The sequence below is a fragment of the Bacillus sp. CFBP9009 genome (assembly GCF_036541465.1).
Classification (GTDB): domain Bacteria; phylum Bacillota; class Bacilli; order Bacillales; family DSM-1321; genus Peribacillus.
In genome coordinates, this window is sequence record NZ_JAZHFU010000010.1 from 126,545 (window position 1) to 143,135 (window position 16,591).

Annotated in this window: 15 protein-coding genes and 1 pseudogene; 11 read left to right on the top strand and 5 right to left on the bottom strand. The window is 36.8% G+C overall.

Features of this window, described 5'->3' with window-relative positions; all coding sequences use genetic code 11:
* The first annotated feature begins 235 nt into the window (after positions 1-235).
* From V3595_RS20715 to V3595_RS20735, 5 genes are all read left to right on the top strand, one after another.
* A complete protein-coding gene (locus tag V3595_RS20715) occupies positions 236-1,336 on the top strand; it encodes a GerAB/ArcD/ProY family transporter (protein ID WP_485909188.1) in 1,101 nt (366 codons plus the stop codon).
* Positions 1,337-2,225: 889 nt separating this feature from the next.
* Positions 2,226-3,167 (top strand): agmatinase, encoded by a 942-nt coding sequence (speB, locus tag V3595_RS20720; RefSeq protein ID WP_485909190.1) that lies wholly within the window; start codon positions 2,226-2,228, stop codon positions 3,165-3,167.
* Between the two features lie 41 nt (positions 3,168-3,208).
* On the top strand, positions 3,209-4,576 hold the full coding sequence (locus tag V3595_RS20725) for an APC family permease (RefSeq protein ID WP_485909192.1): 1,368 nt from the start codon (positions 3,209-3,211) through the stop codon (positions 4,574-4,576).
* A 42-nt stretch (positions 4,577-4,618) separates the two neighbouring features.
* Positions 4,619-6,262, top strand: coding sequence for an amidohydrolase (locus tag V3595_RS20730; protein ID WP_485909194.1), 1,644 nt, complete (start codon positions 4,619-4,621; stop codon positions 6,260-6,262).
* 115 nt (positions 6,263-6,377) lie between these two features.
* Complete coding sequence (locus tag V3595_RS20735) at positions 6,378-6,956, top strand: TetR/AcrR family transcriptional regulator (protein ID WP_485909196.1); 579 nt, start codon at positions 6,378-6,380, stop codon at positions 6,954-6,956.
* 495 nt (positions 6,957-7,451) lie between these two features.
* Here V3595_RS20735 and V3595_RS20740 read toward each other — a convergent pair whose 3' ends face one another.
* From V3595_RS20740 to V3595_RS20750, 3 genes are all read right to left on the bottom strand, one after another.
* Complete coding sequence (locus V3595_RS20740) at positions 7,452-7,982, bottom strand: PadR family transcriptional regulator (protein WP_485909198.1); 531 nt, start codon at positions 7,980-7,982, stop codon at positions 7,452-7,454.
* A gap of 46 nt (positions 7,983-8,028) precedes the next feature.
* Entirely contained in the window at positions 8,029-9,210 is a 1,182-nt protein-coding gene (locus tag V3595_RS20745; protein WP_485909200.1) for a YhgE/Pip domain-containing protein, read from the bottom strand.
* Positions 9,211-9,462: 252 nt separating this feature from the next.
* Positions 9,463-10,365 carry a LysR family transcriptional regulator gene (locus V3595_RS20750; RefSeq protein WP_485909202.1) on the bottom strand — a complete coding sequence of 301 codons (903 nt, stop codon included), beginning with the start codon at positions 10,363-10,365 and terminating at the stop codon, positions 9,463-9,465.
* A 131-nt stretch (positions 10,366-10,496) separates the two neighbouring features.
* Between V3595_RS20750 and V3595_RS20755 the strand changes: the two genes are divergently transcribed.
* The 3 genes from V3595_RS20755 (at position 10,497) to V3595_RS20765 (ending at position 11,983) form a co-directional block, all read left to right on the top strand.
* Positions 10,497-11,075, top strand: a complete 579-nt coding sequence (locus tag V3595_RS20755; protein ID WP_485909204.1) for a LysE family translocator — start codon at positions 10,497-10,499, stop codon at positions 11,073-11,075.
* Positions 11,076-11,209: 134 nt separating this feature from the next.
* On the top strand, positions 11,210-11,653 hold the full coding sequence (locus V3595_RS20760; protein WP_485909206.1) for a cell wall hydrolase: 444 nt from the start codon (positions 11,210-11,212) through the stop codon (positions 11,651-11,653).
* A gap of 135 nt (positions 11,654-11,788) precedes the next feature.
* Positions 11,789-11,983: a hypothetical protein gene (locus tag V3595_RS20765; protein ID WP_101224759.1), complete on the top strand. Its 195-nt coding sequence runs from the start codon at positions 11,789-11,791 to the stop codon at positions 11,981-11,983.
* A 110-nt stretch (positions 11,984-12,093) separates the two neighbouring features.
* On the opposite strand, the gene V3595_RS20770 is transcribed toward V3595_RS20765, so the two are convergent.
* Entirely contained in the window at positions 12,094-12,456 is a 363-nt protein-coding gene (locus V3595_RS20770) for a hypothetical protein (RefSeq protein WP_485909207.1), read from the bottom strand.
* 432 nt (positions 12,457-12,888) lie between these two features.
* Here V3595_RS20770 and V3595_RS20775 point away from each other — a divergent pair, with 432 nt between their 5' ends.
* From V3595_RS20775 to V3595_RS20785, 3 genes and pseudogenes are all read left to right on the top strand, one after another.
* The gene (locus V3595_RS20775; RefSeq protein ID WP_485909209.1) at positions 12,889-13,644 is read left to right on the top strand and encodes an SDR family NAD(P)-dependent oxidoreductase; all 756 of its coding nucleotides are present in this window, start codon (positions 12,889-12,891) and stop codon (positions 13,642-13,644) included.
* A gap of 321 nt (positions 13,645-13,965) precedes the next feature.
* Positions 13,966-15,057, top strand: a complete 1,092-nt coding sequence (locus tag V3595_RS20780; RefSeq protein ID WP_485909211.1) for a GerAB/ArcD/ProY family transporter — start codon at positions 13,966-13,968, stop codon at positions 15,055-15,057.
* 574 nt (positions 15,058-15,631) lie between these two features.
* A pseudogene (locus V3595_RS20785) lies at positions 15,632-15,882 on the top strand (IS110 family transposase); the annotation flags it as partial.
* On the opposite strand, the gene V3595_RS20790 reads toward V3595_RS20785, so the two are convergent.
* On the bottom strand, positions 15,809-16,591 hold a 783-nt coding region (locus V3595_RS20790), incomplete at its 5' end, for a Ger(x)C family spore germination protein (protein WP_485909213.1). The pseudogene V3595_RS20785 and the gene V3595_RS20790 sit on opposite strands and share 74 nt — an antisense overlap.

The following is a 16,591-nucleotide window of genomic DNA, read 5'->3' on the forward strand; positions in this document are numbered from 1 at the left end:
GAATTCTTAAAAAGTAAATCGAAGCTCTAAAGTTTTTCCTATCAAGGGGAGTCAGGATTTATAAAACAAATTATTTCTGATTTTCCAAATTGGCGAGTGCGGCTTGCAGTGGCAAAAAAATAACTTGTATTCAGCAGGGTTTGTATATTCTTCTTCTGTCAATAATGGTTATGGAATCAGAATTTCTGCCGTTTGTATATAACTTACCGTTTTGTCGTGAAAGGAACTTATGAAAATGCTCGAGAAGGGTAAAATCGGAAGCCGTCAACTGACGATATTAGTGATTTTATATACGCTTGGAGATTCTATATTAGTCATTCCCTCCATTGTCGCTTCTGAAGCTAAACAAGATGGTTGGATTTCGGGTATTATAAGCGTGGCAATAGCACCGTTATTGGTTGTTTTTATATATGATGCTTTAAGGAAATGCTATCCTGATTTAACATTAGTGGAATACAGCCAAAAAATTATGGGTAAGTGGCTAGGAATAGTAATTTCTCTTTTATTTATAAGCTACTTTTTTATAACCACAGCGACTTATTTGAGTGAAATTGGGGATTTTATGATAACTCATATTATGCCTGATACCCCAATTCAAGTGATCATGATTCTTTTTATGAGTGTCGTCCTCATGGCCGCACGTCTCGGTTTGGAACCTTTGGCCCGAAGCGCGGAAATATTTTTCCCTTTTGTTGTATTACTTGTATCATCATTAATGATTCTTCTACTTCCTGAGATTAAATTTCAAAACATGCAACCTGTATGGGAGGGAGGATTGAAACCGGTTATACGGGGTTCTATACCATTTATTGTTTTTCCGTTTATTGAACCGGTTGCGATTCTAATGATCCTCCCGTTCGTGAGTCAAAAAAACAGAATAAGAAAAAGCCTTTTTGTCGGTCAATTGTTGGCTGGATGTGTTTTGATCATTATAACCATGTTAGCCATTCTTGTACTTGGTACAGAGTTAACAGCAAGACAAAATTATCCAATCTATATGTTGGCTAAGAAAATAAATATCGCTGATTTCCTGACGCGGCTGGAAGCAATACTAGCCATAATATGGTTCATCACCATTTTTATTAGATTTAGTTTGTTTTTTTATGTGACCGTTTTAGGTCTGGCACAAACGTTTAAATTGCAGGATTATCGTCCTCTGATTTTTCCGTTTGGTATCCTTTTGATTGCCTTTACATTGATTATGACACCCAATATCGTCCATTATAGTAAATTCATTTCAGAAATCTGGCCGTTTTATGCAATGACATTCGGGTTTCTGCTTCCATTGTTATTACTAATAATCGCCAAAGTTAAGAAAAATGATCGACCAAACTAAGGTCGGGTCTTATTTGTTAAGATACCTGTGTAAAATTCTATTAGAAGCTCAGGTGTTATTCCAATAAAGGGCGCAATTCTTTAATAAAGCATGCCTTCCTTAATGAACTAATGGGTGCTTTTACTTCAATAAGGGAGCTGCTTATGCATCTCTCAGTTTGTCGACAAAAGGGGTTTACCTGAAATTTCAAAACAAAGTTGATTGGAACGGAAGGTGCGAGACTCCTGCGGGAAAAGCGAGTCGAGGGGAGACCCCGCAGGCGCTAAGAGCGCCGAGGAGGCTCCCGGACCGCCCGTGGAAAGCAAGTGCCTGTAGTGGAAATCAACTGAACTAGATTATCCTTAATGGTTTACTGTTTTATTAAACCCCTTATTGGATTAAAGAAATTTGCGACACTCCTGCCGAAAAACTGGCTAGCCGAGACCCCACAGACGCTTGCGTCGAGGAGGCTTGGCAGGCAGTCGGCGGAAAGGGAGCGGATTTCTGAAATCAACTGGAACGTTATCAAAGAAGAAAAAAGCTGTAGGCAAACTCGCTTTCTTCGAATCTGTCTACAGTCTAGGAGCTGTTTAGCAGCTTTTTTTCTTATGAAGCTAAAGGGGCAGGTTGGTGTAACAAGAATAGTTGGCTTTAATTTAATAGAGGCAGGATTGAAAGATAAGGCTACTTTGATCAAAAAGTGGATTTGATAGACAATAAAAAATAGTTTGACTTTTTTTACAACTATGTTTATATTTGGTTTAATACTAACTACCGTTAGTTAATGTGATTCCAAAAGTAGGTGTTAAAAATAAAAAGTAATCTAATGAATTATCAGTTGTAAGCGATTACACCGTGTTGGAAATATTTATATAAAAAGAATTTTATTTAAAACCAGGAGATGATACTTATGAAATATCCACTTACACCAGATGTAAAGCCAGAGTTTTGTACAACAGGAACCTTTATGCGTTTACCTTCACAAAAGCATGATGCAAAGCTGGCAATTGTGGGTATGCCTTTTGATACAGCAGCTTCTTTTCGGGTGGGAGCCAGGTTTGCTCCTCAAGCCATTCGCCAAGCATCCATGACCCTATTTCCTTATCATCCTATTCATAAGGTATATCCTTTTGAACAATTGAATGCAATTGATATAGGGGATATTCCTGTTATTCCCCATAATATTCATCGAAGTTATGATCTAATGAAGGAATCCATGTTTGAATTGATGTCCAAAGGGGTCATACCTATTGGATTAGGGGGAGATCATTCTGTCACTTTAGCTAGTTTACGAGCTGCGGCAAAGGTATATGGCCCGGTAGCCATGATTCATTTCGATTCCCATACAGATACTTGGGATACATATTATGAGGAAAAATATTGGCATGGATCTCCATTTATACGTGCACACGAAGAAGGTTTGCTACAGGCAGATAAAGTATTTCAAGTAGGAATCCGAGGTACGCTAAACCACTCTGGAGATTTACAGGCAAGTCTTGATTTAGGTTATCGTTTGATTACAACTGGTGAACTTTCCAATCGTGGATTTGAAGATGTTTTGAAAGAGATTAGAAAAACCATTGGTAACACACCTTGTTTCTTGACATTTGATATAGATTTCGTTGATCCTTCTTTTGCTCCAGGTACAGGTACACCTGAAGCAGGCGGTTTTAGCAGCTTTGAAACACTTAAAATGATTCGTGCCCTAACTGACTTTAACTTTATAGGATATGATGTGGTTGAAGTGCTGCCATCATATGATCCAAGTCAAATCACTTCACTTTTAGCAGCAACACTTGTACATGAGTTTTCCAGCCTTGCAGCATTAAGTACGAAAGAAGTCAATCAATAAAAATCAGTCATTACATTTGATAAAGGAGGCAGCTCTTTGCGATGAAAGGATTACCCGAGCTTAAGCGTTCACTAAATACAAGATATGTTATTGTATTTGGACTTTCCTTTATGGCGCCTGTGACAGTCTTTAGCACATATGGTATCGCCATTGATCGTACCCAGGGAATGATTCCGACAGCATACATAATTGCTTTAATTGTCATGCTATTCACTTCATATAGTTACGCAAAAATGGTTCAGGTTTATCCCACTACCGGTTCAGCTTATACCTTTGTGCAGAAAGGAATTAATTCACACCTTGGTTTTCTGGTAGGATGGGTAATTTTATTGGATTATCTTTTCAGTCCTATGATCAGTGCTTTACTTTTTGGGATTATGGTGAATGCTTACTTCCCTGGTATTCCTATCATTGCAGTTATTATTTCTTTTATTATAGGTGTGACTACCATTAATATTTTTGGGATTAAGGTTGCTGCAAATGTGAATACCTTTTTGGTGTTATTTCAATTTCTATTTATCATTATCTTCAGCCTGCTTTGTATAAATGGACTTTTAGCAGGAAAAGGTACCGGAGAGTTGTTTTCTAAGGATCCTTTTTTTAGTCCTGACGTGAATTTTAATAATCTGCTCTCGATTGTACCTCTATTATGTTTTAGTTTTCTTGGGTTTGATGCGGTTACTACATTAGCTGAAGAAACCAAAAATCCGAAAAAAACACTTCCTAAAGCTATTTATGCTACGACATTGATCGGGGGGGTATTATTTGTTGCATCTACCTATTTTGCACAATCCATTTTCCCGAACTTCAATGCTTTTAAGAACCCTGATACAGCTATAGTGGATATCATGATTTATACCGGGGGTAATATTCTGAATAGTTTGTTTATTGCTGTGGTAGTGACATCTGCTACTGCTTCTGCAATAGCTTCAGGAGGCAGCGGAGCCAGGATTTTATATGCAATGGGGAGAGATAATGTTCTGCCTAAGAGGGTTTTCGGATATGTTTCTCCAAAATTTCAAACGCCCATATTCAATATCCTACTCATTGCTTGTGTTGCAATGAGTGCTGTATTTTTGGATATCGCAACAGCTACTTCTTTCATTAACTTTGGAGCCCTGTTTGCTTTTACATTCGTTAATCTTTCAGTGCTTATCCATTATTTTGTGAGGCAGAAGCAGAGATCGCCTAAAAGTATCGTTTTATATTTACTTCTTCCCTTAATAGGCACCGGTATAACTATATTGTTTATGACAAAGTTAGATATCCATTCTTTAGTATTAGGGATTACTTGGATGGCAGTAGGGTTCATATATTTATTGTACTTAACAAAAATGTTTAAGGAACGTCCTCCTGAACTGAATTTTGCAGAGCAAAAAGAAGAATTTGATGTAAAACTAGTGCAATGATCAGTTACTGTTTATTATTTTGAATGAAAAGAGGTAAACTCTATGGCTATTAAAAAAGCAGATATTGTTCTTTCCAGTGATGCTATTTTTACAGGGCTTGCACATGAGCCGACGTCTGGTGCAATTGCTATCTTAGGTAACAAAATTATGAGTGTAGGATCAAAAGCGGAGATTGAACCTTTTATAGGAAGTGAGACAAAAGTATTTAACTATGGAAATCAATTAATTATGCCTGGATTTCATGATTTTCATATTCACATCATGTTTAGTGCACTAAGTTTAAATAGTGTTAATTTATTTGAAGCCAGGTCAGCTCAAGATGTAGCTGCAACAGTACTGGAATTTTCTAAAGATTGTTCTGAGGAAGAATGGATTATTGGTATGCAATGGGACGCAGGTTATTGGCATGATAAACAAGAGCCCCATTATAAAATACTTGATGCTGTTATTCCAGATCGTCCTGTTGTTCTTTTTCATGCTGAAGGTCATTATACATGGGTGAACAGTAAGGCCATGGATTTAGCAGGAGTTACTGAGGATATACGTGATCCGGATTTTGGTCGCTATGAAAGAGATAAGAATGGTTTACTTACTGGGATTTTATATGAAGAAGCCCAGCAGATAGTTTTAAAAGAGGCATTACGGTTAACACAAGATAAGAAAGAAACGATACTAAAAAAGTATTTAAGATTGTTATCTCAATATGGAATTACTTCTGTAAACGATTTGTTTGCGCCAATAGATGACTTCCTTCAAGACTATGACCTTTTCGAGAAATTAGATAAGCAAGGAGAATTAACGACTAGATTTCATATCACTCCTGAATTAGATGGCAATTTGGATAAAGCCCAAAAGCTGAGAAATAAATATGAATCAAAGAAACTTCAATTTTCAGGATTAAAGCAATTTGTTGATGGAACCGTCACGGGTCATACCGCTTACTTCCTGAAACCTTACTCCGATCAAGTGGATATCTGTGGTCATCCAGCTCTATATCCAGAAGTGTTGATTGATCGAGTTGTTAAAGCAGATGGACTTGGATTTAGAATCCGGTTTCACGCTATTGGAGATGCGGCAATTCGTTTAGCTTTAGACGCTTTTGAAGAAGCAGTACGTAAGAATGGAAAAAGAGACTCAAGACATACAATAGAGCATATTGAAGTAATCGATTCGGATGACATTGAACGTTTTTCCAAACTAGGGGTCATTGCCTCGATGCAACCTGATCACATGGCTGCTTCATCAAGAGAGGTATATTCTTCAATAATAGGTCCTGAAAGGGAAAAAAATGTTTTCCTGACGAAGTCGCTTTTAAATTCAGGTGCATCTTTAGCATTAGGAACAGACTTTCCGGTTTCCATCTCATTAAATCCAATGCGGCAAATATATACTGCCATTACAAGAGTTGATAGCAGTGGAGATCCAAAAAACACATGGCATCCTGAACAAAAGCTCACTTTGGCAGAGGCATTGCAAGCATATACATATGGCTCAGCCTATGGAAGTTTTAGAGAGCATGAGCTAGGTACAATAGAAGAGGGGAAACTTGCTGATCTTGTGGTTTTAGACAGAAATCTTTTCGATATTCCAGTAAATGAAGTGCTCGAAACTAATGTGGAACTTACAATAAACGATGGGGAAGTTGTGTATAAAAGTGAAGAAACTTCTTTATCCAGCATATTCTAATTCTCTAATCATTTAAAGAAAAAGAACTATGTTTTAATGTATCAAATCTTTAGTTTAAAAAGGGAAATGAGTTTATAATGATATTAACTAACGTTAGATAGTTTGGGGGCACATTATGACAAAAAATGAAATTAAAAACATTTCCTTAACACTTTTTACCAAGTACGGATACGAGGGAACTGCTTTATCGGAAATTGCCAAGAGGGTAGGTATACAAAAACCCTCAATCTATAACCATTTCAAAAATAAGGATGACCTTTTCTTGTGTCTGTTTGAAGAAATACTGGAAGAGCATATTCACCAGGTCGAACAATTTGTCGAAGAAATAAATACACTCTCTTCTGAAGAAAAGTTAAAGCATATCCTTCTTGATACTTGTAACTATTATAAAAACCATGAAAATAAAGCAACTTTTTTAAAGAGGGCAATGATTTTTCCGCCGGAGCATTTGAAGCACATATTAAATGATAAATTCCTTAGATCTGAAGAATCATTTTCCGCTATCTTACATGATATCTTTGTCGAAGGAATTGACAAAAAAGAAATACGCCAAGGGAAAATCGAGAACTTAATCATGTCCTATTTCTGTTTGATTGATGGGATATTCATGGAATTTTCTTATTATGGTAAAGAGAATATGGAACCTAGAATTCAGAATATATGGGAAAATTTTTGGTATGGACTAAGTGGATGATAAATAAACGTTAAAAACTATCAAATTGGTATACTTTACTTGCTCATTCCGAGTAAGTGAGTTTGTAGACAAAAGGGGTTCTATCTGAATTTTTAAACAAAGTTGATTGGAACGTAAGGTACGAGACTCCTGCGGGAGAAGCGTGTCCTAGGGAGACCCCGCAGGCGCCGAGGAGGCTCCCGGACCGCCCGCGGAAAGCGAGTGCCTGGAGTGGAAATCAACGTTCATATTTTACACTCCCTCAAAAAAAATGTAGGCAATCTTATTACTATAGAATTTGTTTACAGTCTGTACTTGCTCAATCCGAGCAAGTTTTTTTGATATATTAAAAATAAAAGCTATGTGAATATAAGTTTTCACATAGCTTTATCTATTATTTTTGGTTATGTGATTGGGCTGATTTCGCTGCATTCGGCGTGGCCGCCATCTACACGTAAATCTTATTTTTAATCTAAAGCTAGGAATGCCTGCCAAAAATCCTGCTTTAAAGTAAACTTACAATTCCTTTGACTTAATTCTTCTAATTAACTCTTCAAACCAATATATTGTGTGATCTGTTCTGGTCGAAAAATAGCCATCCAAAAATTCACGAATATTCTCGTTGCCTTTAGGTTCTGGCTCGAAATTCCCAAGCTCCTCCCAAATGGCCTTGATGGAATTTACTTTTTTTTCTAATATATCTACTACTTTATCCCGATCTACATACTTGATGTTTGCTAAACCAACAATCATTTCCTTAATTTCATCCGCACTTTCAAATAATTTATAGATTTTTTTTGGTAGTTCTTCGCGACCCTTAGCCGTAATCGCAAATACTTGTTTATCAGGACGATGTTCTTCTTTTATGACTTCAACTGGTTCGACTAAACCTTGTTTTACCAAAGATTCAAAATGATAGTACAGTTTACTTTCAGTTAACCCGCCCAGGCGATCCAACGGAATGGGTTCTGAAAGCTGTTTTTTTAATTTATAAGGATAGTTTTTATCCTCCATCAGCTTGCTCAATATAAAAATTTGAATAGACATTTTCTACGCTCCTTTAAGAAGTATTATCTCCTTATTGTAGCAAAACCTAAGCTGTGATTTCTGCCGCTTTCTTTTCAACTTCTGTTTCAGAAACCTGTACTGGCATCGGTTTTTGAAGAAACGCGACAATAGCCATATTAATTAACAGCGCAACGGCACCAACCGCAGCCATTGACCAAATATACGGACTTGGACTGATGCTGCCAAATAGGTTTGCAAAGTACGCTTGCACCGAGTAATACATCGGTGAAATGTGGCTCATCCATTCATAAGGTAAATGCATCATATCACGTGTGATAGTAGCACCATTTGCTATTGTTTGCATTAATAAAATCGGTAAGTTTAAAATCATGCCGCCTTCACCAAATAAGAAGATTAAAATCGCGGTGAAATTAAAACATACCATATAGTTTAGTATTTGTTGACCTACTATACCGAAGAATAGGTCACCGCTTGGCTTATCAATTAAATACGCTACACCTACAGCGATGATTGATGAAACCACTGCAATCAATAACGCAGCCATTTGCACATAAATGAATAAACGTGTTTTACTAGCTTTTCCACGGCTGGCTCTAAATGCACCTACTAATTGCATCGCTCCAATCATCGCCCCTACATAACCGGCCATTGTTAAGAACATGGGCAGCATATTATGATTCATGCCATCTGGTATTTCGTTGATTGTAACTACATTTCCTGTATAGGATTTCTCAATCTTTTCCGCTAATTCAGCGGCTTGCTTTTCTGGTACATTAAAGTTCATCAATACGCCCTGAGCTGTTTGCTGCGAGAATTGTGTGCTTAACTGGTTATTAATTTCAGTTACCATAGCATTCATGGTAGAAGAAACGACTGTTGCCCCGGCCTCATTGATTGTAAAGTCGATGCTTGATGACGCTTCACCTTTTTGCATATTCTCAGAGAAGGATTTTGGGATGTGTACGACTAATGCTAAATCATTGTGCTCCAAATCTTTTAAGGCTTGTTTATTTGTTATATCCGTCTCGATTTCTTTAAAGGGTAAATTTTCTTGTAACTTTTCGGCGATCATCGCCCCATTTTCACCATCATCATCATTGATGATGGCGATAGGTAATTTATCGACATTTCCTGGTATGGCTGTATACCCAGGCAAGAAGATGCCTAACATGGCAACTGCATAGAAAATCCCCATAAAGATTGCCGCAGTTGCACCTCTTGTTTTTAAGAATGCTGTAAATTTCATATGTTTAATCCATCCTTTTGATTTAATTTAAGTATTTTACTCAATTTGAAGTACTCTAATTTGAGTATTTTAAATTAAGTACTTTGAATTTTATTTTATTTTTTTAAAAAAGTCAACTGAAAAAATTTATGTATATGAAAAAACTCCCAACAAAAGCAGAACGTCAAAACTTCTGCTTTGTTGGGAGTTACTATTAGGGAGGGGTTCATTTGGATTCCTTCGGCACTTCTCTGACTAGCATATGCCCATGATTTAGGTACTCATTTTCTCAGTGTCATTAAACCTGTTTAATACAACTTCAACAAAAGCCTCTACTGCTGGAGACAGCCATTTCTTCTTTTTTATCAGCATATAGGAATAAATGGGATCGAGATTTTCTGAATGATTAAGGATTTTAAGCTTGCCGCTCTCCACTTCATCTTTTACTGTAATATAAGGCAAAACCGAAAACCCAAGTCCGCTCATGACAATCTGTTTGATTGCTTCTATACTCCATAACTCCATGGTTTGAAAGTAATCCATTTCATGCTTTAATAGATATCTTTCAAACATGGTCCGATAACTGCAGCCTTCTTCATTTGTGATGAAAAAATGATTGGTGTTTGTGCCGATATTTTTATATGCATCAAAATGATCAGGACCGTCAGGACTGCTTACAAGAACGATTCTCTCCTCAATCAAAGAATAATGAATGCATTTTTCCGGGTTTATTTCTAGATAGACCATTAATGCGACATCAACCCGCCCGCTTATTAAATCGATTTGGTTTTGACCACATGGACCGTTGGTTAATATGATTTTTACATTGGGATATTTCAAGGAAAAATCCCTTATGATTGGACCTAACCTGGAGATTGTTAAAGACTCTGGTGCTGCCACTTTTAAAACACCTTTAACTTCATTGGTGCAACGCATGTTCTTGATCTGTTCGTGAGTGGAAAGTAAATCTTCCGCTAACGGTATTAAGTCTCTGCCTAGAGTAGTAAGCTGCAAATTTCTATTTGCATAAGTGAAAATTTCCCCGCCAATCTCATGTTCGAGCGCCTGAATATGTGAAGTTATCGTGGATTGAGTGTAACCCAACTTCGAAGCAGCCCTTGTATAACTTCCTATTTCAACAATAGTCTGAAACGTTTTAAGGTGTCTAATTTCCATATCGTTCTCCTTAAATTGGATCATGTATCGAAAAAAATGATAATGAATTTTTTAATTTCAATTTTATTTATAGTTATAGTCATCTTACAATAAAGACTGTTCGTTAGGATATAGTAAATGAAGGTGAGATTATGAGTATAATAGCGTTTCTTTCGTATGTGATGATTACATCGATTACGCCTGGTCCAAGTAACATCTTATTGATGAATGAAGCAAGGAGGTTTGGCTTCTTTGGGTCATGGAGGTTCACTAGCGGCATCTTGGCAGGATTTGCAGTATTAGGGATCATGAGCGGAGTATTTACAACAAGCCTCTACAATTGGATTCCTATCGTGGAGCCATATTTTAAAATAGCCGGTGCCGCATATCTTCTTTACTTAGCTTGGCAGATTAGTATGTCCAAAGGTTCAAAGAAGGAATCCAGAGATGTGCAGTCTTCTTTTTTATCAGGCTTCATTCTTCAAATCATCAATGTCAAAAGCATTTTGTTCTATTTAACCGTGTTGAGTGCGTTTATTTTACCGTTTAATGAGTCGCTTAAATTCGTTGCTATATATTTAGCTTTAACGATTTTTCTGGGATGGCTGGCATTGCTCCTATGGTCAGGATTCGGCTCGCTTTTCAAAGATTTTTTTGCTAAACATGACAAGTCATTTCGGTTAATTATGTGCCTATTATTGATTTACTCTGCCGGTACAATTTTTCTGTGATTACTCAAAAAGTAGCTGTCTTTAAGTTCTTATCTTACTTAAAAGCGGTAAGCTTTAAAAATTAAGCAATGTTATTTTATGAACAATGACATTAATGCAGTCTTTTTTTCATACGATATTTTTGGGGTGAAAAAATGGCAAGAGTAAGTTACCGGAGCTCAGACGTCGACTTAATGGCAAGGATGATGAGAGCAGAAGCCGAAGGTGAAGGAAAACAAGGGATGTTATATGTTGGAAATGTAATTGTTAATCGTCTTAAAGCGAATTGTACAGACTTTATAGATTTAAGAACAATTCCACAGGTCATTTATCAAGTACAAGGAGGAAATTATTCTTTTGAAGCAGTTCAAAAAGGTAATGTATTTTATCAAAGAGCAAGATCTGCTGAAAAAAGATTAGCAAAACAGAATTTGGATTATTGGAGAGAACACCCAGGAAAATATGCCCTTTGGTATTTTAATCCATATGCCCCGTGCCCGCCAACATGGTACGATCAACCTTTTGCTGGTCAATTTAAAAATCATTGTTATTATGAACCAAAACCTGGAACATGTGATAGTGTTTATACCGGGGGTTGACTGGGAGTTATTATTTCGTTTCAAGGAGCTGATCAGCAGCTCCTTTTTTTATGCAACAATTGGGCATTTCAAAAAGGTAATGTGGATTTTATGGTAAAATATAGTAAAAACAGATTGTTGTTTGGGGGATTTTTAGTGGAGGCTATTATATTTTTTGTTTATTTTACTGTGGGGTTATTCATTCTCTATATAGTTATTGAAACAGCAGTAAGAAAAGGAATTAACAATTCAATTATCGGTCAATTTCTTGAAAAAAAGTATGGAGTTAAAGAAGATAAAAAGTCTTTTCTTGATGATGATTTAGATAATGAAAATAAAACGGATCATTAAAATAAGGGAGGTTGCTGCGGTAACCTTTTTTTAGTGGAATTTTTAAAAATAAATTCAATAAGACAACAATGATTTTACTCAAACAGACGCCAGTTTGTGGAAAAGCACACCTATTCAGCGTCTTTCCGAGGGCGACGAAATTCTCCGTAGTAGACCTTCCGCTTTTCTGGTTCGGATTCAATATTTTCGATGAAAGCTGTTTTGGCTTCCTCCAGTAACAACCCCTTTAAATTCCGAAGCTTTATTGGTCCCACTCCTGGTAACTTATCAGGTATAAGAACTTCGAAATCCCCCTGCCGTTTATAAAAACGAATGCTGCCAAGCCCCGTTCTTTCGACTTTCCCCAAGGTATATGCGAATTCAAATCGTTGCTGAATGAATGAAGATAACTCAGGCAGCCCTAAACCTTCATAGAGGGGAGGGAATTCATGATAAACTGGAGGTTCTTTGAATGATATTGAAGAGATCTTCAAATGGATTCTCCTCCTTTGGTGGAATGAAGACAGACATACGTTGCCTATATTATTGTGCTATAGGCCGTTTTTTTAAACATCCTTACAGTGATCGTGCTTTCCTGTAACCAGGAACAGTGCAGATTTTTATTAGTCCGCATCGGCACTTTCCTTATACTACAATATCAACTATACAAAAAATATTTCATAAGCTAGCCGAATATTATATAAATCAAGATAGTTATAAATCTATTAAATTAATTGGGTGCTAAAGTTCAATATGTAATAGCAATAAATCTTCAGCAAACGTGCGCGATTCTTTAATAGGATCGCTTTTTTCATTGAACTAACGTGACACTTCAATAAGAAGTCTATGGTATTAAAAATAGATAAACCGATAAAACTTTAAGTGGAAGGTTATTAGATGGTACATAAGTTGAAAGGGGCTAAATGATGACCGAATTAAACGGGAAAGTAATTATAGTAACAGGTGGGGGGAGCGGAATCGGAAGGGAAACTGCATTGCAGCTATCAACAAAAGGTGCATCCGTAGTAATTGCAGACTATAATGAAAATTCTGCTAAGGAAGTGGTTGCTGAGATAGAAGCAGCATCTGGTATTGCAGCTTCCTATAAAGTTGATGTATCTAAAGGTGATGAAGTTAGTGCTCTTATTGATTGGACAGTAGAAAGATTCGGTACTTTAAACGGGATCTTTAACAATGCTGGTATAGGTCTGGTAAAACCTTTCTTGGAGATGGATCCAGAATCATATCATCGGGTTATTGATGTTGACCAACACAGTGTATATTATGGGATGTATTATGGAGCTAAAAAAATGGTTGAATTAAACGTAAAAGGAACTATCGTTAATACAGCATCCATTTATGGAACAATGGCAGCAGTTGGAAGCTTTAATTATAACGCAGCTAAAGCAGCTGTGGTCATGATGTCTAAATCCGGGGCGTTAGAGTTAGCTGAACATGGTATCCGAGTTGTAGGAGTTGCTCCAGGATTCATTGATACGCCAATACTTGGTGAAAATGAAGAAGTGAAAAATGCTCTAGCTGCACAGCATATGCGGGAAAAGCTCATCCAACCGAAGCAAGTAGCTAGCGTAGTTACGTTCTTGTTTAGTGAAGGGGCAAGTGCAATTAATGGTCAAACAATTCCTGTTGACGATGGTTTTCTAAGCTTCAAATCTAAATAAGAATTCTTAAAAAAGTAACGGTGTAAATTTTTTACACCGTATTTTTATGTAAATTATAGTGAATTAGCTTTTAACCTTCAATTGAGCAGCATACCTAAGATTTTTAGATCTTAGAAGAGAAGGTTAATGGTTTTAGAATTGATACCGTATTCTATTTAAGAATGTAACCTTCCTATCAGTTGTTTTTGAAATCCAAAAATTCTAGAGCAGTCGCGAGATTGTGATTAGGTACTTAACGTTTGTATCCTTTTGAATAAATTAATCCTTTAAAAGCCAGATTATTAACATAGGAAATACGAGTGATGTAAATGAGGGTCATGTATGGACAAAGCTGGTGTTAATGAAAAGTATAAGGTATCGCCATTTTATGTGTTATTTTTAGTGCATGCCATGCAAACAGGATTAGGCGTGTTAAATTTTCAAAGAGATTTAGCTAAGGCGACGGGGACGGATGGTTGGATCTCCATAATCCTAGCCGGACTGATTGTTCATATATTAATTTGGCTTATATATAAGATTTTTAGCTTTGTTCCTGGTGATATCATTTCTGCTAATAATCTTGCATTGGGTAAATGGATAGGGAATTTCTTCAGTCTCTTATTCATTCTTTATTTTTTTGTCCTTGGAATGACGGTCATTATCGGCTATATAAATGTCATTCATGTTTGGATGTTTGAAGAGATACCTTCTTGGGTGTTTGCTTTGGTTTTCCTGATCCTGATTTATTATATATGTACGGGAGGTTTCCGAACCATTACGGGTATAGCCTTTTTAACTGTAATCGTTTCATACTGGCTTTTAATTGTACCTCTATATGGCTTTAAATACGCTGATTTCACCAGTTTTCTTCCTATTTTCGATCATACTTTGAGCGAAATAATGAAAGGTACCAGAAGTACTTCATTATCAATGCTTGGTTTTGAAATGATCCTGATGTTTTATCCGTTCATCAAAAATCCTGAAACATCACAAAAATATGCTCATGGAGGAGCCTTGGCAACTACGTTATTGATCCTATTACTTTATTTTGTTTCGACAGTCTTTTATTCACAGAAACAGTTGGTCCTTACCCTATGGCCAACACTCTCATTGACCAGTGTCATTGAATTCCCCTTTATTCAACGTTTCGAATACATAACTGTTTCTTGGTGGGCCATCGTCATCATTCCCAACATGGTCATTCCTTTGTGGGCTGCCAGCAGGGGTGTCAAGCGCTTATTCAATGTCCAGCAAAAGTATCCCTTATGGGTAATGTCCATAATCATACTGCTTGTCAGTATATTTTTTTTCGATGTCGATTCCTTATATGTATTAAATAAAATAATCAATCCATACAGCGTGGGCTTCCTTGTTTTATACTTGCCTCTTCTTTTTGTTTTAATAAGCATAAAAAAATCGAGGAAACGTTTATGACAAATTATCATTTATATAAATATATTACTCAGACTGTAGACAAACTTGAAGAAAAGAGAGTTTGCCTGCAGTTTTTTTATTTTAAAAAAAGTTCCAGCTGACTTCAGAAATCCGCTCCCTTTCCGCCGACTGTCTGCCAAGCCTCCTCGGGCAAGCGCCTGTGGGGTCTCGGCTAGCCAGTTATTCGGCAGGAGTGTCGCAAATTTCTTCAATCCAATAAGGATTACAGAAAAAAAACTTAAAGGATAAACTAGTCTTAAACATAATTCGGGGATGAGACCAGCCTACAGTTTTTTCAAGTAAAAGTTCCAGCTGACTTCAGAAATCCGCTTCCTCTCCGCCGACTGTCTGCCAAGCCTCATCAAAGCTAGCGTCTATTTTTAAATGAGCTATTACAGAACTTCAATCATCTTAGTTTGGGTCAAATTCACAATAAGTCTTATGGAGGTAACGGGGCAGCATTCCTGTAATAACTGAAAATGAGGTTTGAACGAAAAAAGACCTCTTGATAAGATGAATGTGTCCTAAGCTGGCCAGCTAAAAAAGGACAAAACATCTATTTGGAGGTCTCACAATGAATTATAACCAAAATCATAAAATCACTCAAATTACTTCTGAAACCTTAATTGTCGGAGTATATATAGCCAAGCACAATCATGTCGCGAGAGCACAGGATTTTAGAGGATTGGAACTGGGTAAAACGTGTTTCTTTGAAAATACGAATGCAGGATTTCATTGATTAACCAACTTGTTAAAGAGTGTAAGTTAAATCAAGTGATTGTAGGCATGGAGCCAACTGGTCACTACTGGTTAAATCTAGCTCATCAGAGATGCTGTCCCCTTTAACTCGAGGTACGATACTGCTTTTCATGGACTCTATTTCATATACAATCTGCTGACCGGTTTCTTTATCTAAGCTTTTCACTACACCGCCTTTCCCCTTACATGCTATCCATGTCACGCCCTCCAGTTCTTCCTCATTCAAATAACCAGACATTTTGTGTGTCTTTCCATCGATCACGGCAGCTCCCGCAAATTTGACTTCCCCGTTCACTGATAGTACATTTTGCAACAGAAAACTAGATTCTGATTTGATCTTACTTTCTACTTTAATAAGCGACATAGGAGGCAAAATCCTAGCTGTTCGATAGGCATTTTCTACAATACCAACCAGACGAAACGCTGGAATTTCCCTTGCTGTCTTTGTTTCCAATGTGTTGCTTGCTCTTCCTTTACTAATGAGCACAAGACAGCTTGGTCTAAAATCATTATCACGAAGATTAAAATCAAGTAATTGCTCCAAACCATACGATTTTGCAAGCTTTTCACTGATAACAATCACTTTCATATGGTGAGCGTCTAAGGGTTGTTCACTTCTCAATGATAATTCACGAGTCATTTGAAGGACGGAATCTCCCGTTTCGGAAACGTTAACATAAGATTTTTGTTGTGGTCCTGATTGTTTCGTTGTTGAACTTGCTACTTGTGGAGTGATAAATTGATAGGTTGCAGTAATCAGGTCCTTTTTTGAATA